Annotated in this window: 2 protein-coding genes and 1 pseudogene; 2 read left to right on the forward strand and 1 reads right to left on the reverse strand. The window is 62.4% G+C overall.

Features of this window, described 5'->3' with window-relative positions; genetic code table 11:
• Positions 1 to 376 precede the first annotated feature (376 nt).
• Positions 377 to 1,585: a potassium channel family protein gene (locus QT222_RS02035; protein ID WP_491476147.1), complete on the forward strand. Its 1,209-nt coding sequence runs from the start codon at positions 377 to 379 to the stop codon at positions 1,583 to 1,585.
• Between the two features lie 28 nt (positions 1,586 to 1,613).
• Here QT222_RS02035 and QT222_RS02040 read toward each other — a convergent pair whose 3' ends face one another.
• Complete coding sequence (locus QT222_RS02040; protein ID WP_004057979.1) at positions 1,614 to 1,904, reverse strand: DUF7536 family protein; 291 nt, start codon at positions 1,902 to 1,904, stop codon at positions 1,614 to 1,616.
• Between the two features lie 100 nt (positions 1,905 to 2,004).
• On the opposite strand from QT222_RS02040, the pseudogene QT222_RS02045 reads away from it, so the two are divergent.
• A pseudogene (locus QT222_RS02045) lies at positions 2,005 to 2,152 on the forward strand (deacylase); the annotation flags it as partial.

Genomic DNA, 2,152 nt, shown 5'->3' on the forward strand with positions numbered 1-2,152 from the left:
CGCCTGACATACCCAAAGGGTTGCTTACCATATCAAAAAAGCGTTATCGTTTTACCCCATATGTTATCGACCGTCATACACATACCATAGTAGCGCTGTCTGTCGATTTTGAACATCCACCGAGCCTAAACCACTGTTCGACAATTGTCGTTATTTCGAGCCACTTATACCAGACCGCGGTTGCGACCCGTTCGTGTTCATCCGCATTCGTTCGCAATTTGTCCGTGTTCGTCCGCTGTTTGTCCGTGCTCGCCCGTAGTTTTGCGCGTTCAACCCACCCGCGGGGTCATATAGATGGGAACCGTAGCACAATTGAGAGACGGTGGCACCGATATTCCTGACAAACCTTTTGCCCTCACGTCGTGAAGGCGGGCGCATGAATCCGGAGGACATCGAGTACGAGCCCGTCAGCGTGAAGGCGGTCCTCGCCGAGATGAAAGACACTGCGGAGTTACTCATCGACCTCTCGTACTCGTCGGTCCTCCACGCGAACGACGAACTCGCGGCCGAGGTGCTCGACCTCGAAGAGCGGATGGACATCCTGCAACTGCAGGCGCGTATGAGCCTGATGATGGCCGCGCGCAGCCCCGAAGACGCCGAAGAACTCGCACCCGTCCTCGGGGTCGTCGGCGCGGCGGAGAAGATTTCCGACGCCGCGGGCGACATCGCGAAAGTCGTCATCGAGGATATCGGTCTTCCCGACGCCATCCGCGCCGCACTTCCGGAGGCCGTCGAGACGACGATTCGCTGCGAACTCACCGACGATTCACCCTACGCGGCACGAACTCTCGGCGATATCAACATGGAAACCGAGACGGGCGTCCGCGTCGTTGCCATCCACCGCGCTGGCGAGTGGGTGACGAACCCCGACTTCGAGACGACACTCCACGCAGACGACGTGCTCCTCCTTCGCGGACGCGACGAAGGCCTTCGAACCGTTCACGAGGCAGCAACTGGTATCCAATACAACCCTCCTGACGTGGCGGAACCATCGATAGAAGACCTCGAACGCGCCGTCGACTCCATCGTCCTGATGAAGGACATGAGCGAACTCGCCGTCGACCTCGCCTATGGCGCGGTCCTGTTCGACAGTGAGGGCGTCGCCGAGGAGGTAGAAGAACTCGAAGCGGAGGTTGACGCGCTCAAGTCACGGTTCGAAGCGTGGACGCTCCGCGCGGCGAGCCGCGTCGAAGACCCCGTTTCGCTCCGCGGTCTCGTCCAACTCGCGAGCGCGACGGAGATAATAAGCGACGCCGCTCTCGAAATCGCCGAGGGCGTCCTCCGCGGCATCGACGCACACCCCGTCGTCGCCGCCGCCGTCAAGGAATCAGACGAAGTCATCATCCGCCTGCGAGTCGCCCCCCAGAGCACCCTCGCGGAGGCGACGCTCGGCGACCGTCGCGTCAAGACCGAAACCGGGATGCGAGTCATCGCAGTCCGCCGCGCTGGCGGCCGACGGTGGGTCGTCTCTCCGGGGTCGGAAACACGTCTCCACGGCGGCGACCTCATCATCGCCAAGGGAACGCGCGCCGGGGCCGAACGGCTGGGCGAACTCCTCGGTGACGAACGTGAGTTCGACGAGTAACCTACGAGATTGCGTCTGAACTGCCGAATTAGACCGTCCGACTCAGTCGATACGCCGAGATGAGCGTCAGCACCGTCGCGACGAGGAGCGCGGTCGCAGATGCGAGGACGAACGCGAGGATGAGGAACCAGCCTTCCGGACCGAGAACGGGGTACTCGCGGGTTCCGGCAAACGGACCGAACAGTTCGAGGACCCGAAAGAGGTAGGCAGTAGCGGCCAACGCGAGGCCTGCGAGCGCACCGATAGCGGCGTTTCGCGGCACGTCGAGTGCCTGTACGAGTCCCCCCGCCGGCGGTCGCTCGGGAACGTCGTCTGTCACAACCGCCAGTTACGACCGCGAGACCAAAGCGGCACCGCTTTTTCCCACCGAGTATTGCCGGACCGAACCCCTAAAGGGAAATGGCTCCGAGTTTCGCGGTATGATTACCTTGGGAACGGCGAGCGCGGCCCCCGGGGAGATGGACATTGGCCGCCTCGAGGTGGGTGAGTCCCGCGACGGCGGGACTGTCGGCCTGCCCGTCGCCGTCATCAACGGAGCGTCTCCCGGAAAGACGCTCTATATGCAGG

It is taken from the genome of Haloferax sp. s1 (assembly GCF_058382125.1).

What these genes read in the sequence shown, in the direction of transcription:
- QT222_RS02035 (WP_491476147.1), top strand. Translation starts at nt 377, where the DNA reads ATGAATCCGGAGGACATCGAGTACGAGCCCGTCAGCGTGAAGGCGGTC.